Source organism: Streptococcus sp. HMSC034B05, from assembly GCF_001809055.1.
GTDB lineage: Bacteria > Bacillota > Bacilli > Lactobacillales > Streptococcaceae > Streptococcus > Streptococcus constellatus.
Genome location: NZ_KV795616.1, coordinates 1 through 605, shown reverse-complemented (window position 1 = coordinate 605; position 605 = coordinate 1). Strand labels below are relative to the sequence as shown.

Genomic DNA, 605 nt, shown 5'->3' with positions numbered 1-605 from the left:
GATGAAGAAACAGCAAAATATACTTCAACTACTGCCCTTCAAAAATTATTCTCTGATTTAGCACCTCGTTATGCAGAACGTAAAGGAGGATATACTCGTATCCTTAAAACTGAACCACGTCGTGGTGATGCAGCGCCAATGGCTATCATTGAATTAGTATAATTTTTATCAATTTTGTTGAGTGTTATGATGATGGAGTCAAGTTACTCTTAGTCTAGCTCTGGTCTGCCGCTAGGATTTTCCTAGCGGGAACACTCATCTTATGATAATCACCGTAGACGCTTGTTTACGAAATTGCTTTTCCTATAAAAGCAATTTCGTAAGCAGGCGTTATTTAAATTTCGTAATCTCTGTGAGGATTCTTCTGCAGAAACAAATTCGTATAGAGGACTGTATAAATTTAAATGGAGAGAATGAATACAATTTTTCGATATAGAGATAACCTCTTCTCTCTCAACGTTCACAATTTATCCCAGAAGTGTAATTGCTTGGGCTAAGGTTGTCAGAAAGGCACAAATAGAAGTCGGAAGAGAAAAGAAGGAAGTCAAATGTTCCTCTCCTTGTTATACTAAAGAAAAAAGGAGGGTTATGAAATGGACTTCAAG

General features: G+C 36.9%; 1 protein-coding gene. It reads left to right on the top strand.

Going from position 1 to position 605, the window contains the following annotated elements; all coding sequences use genetic code 11:
- On the top strand, positions 1-162 hold a 162-nt coding region (gene rplQ / locus HMPREF2542_RS06425; protein WP_006270650.1), incomplete at its 5' end, for a 50S ribosomal protein L17.
- Between the last annotated feature and the right edge of the window lie 443 nt (positions 163-605).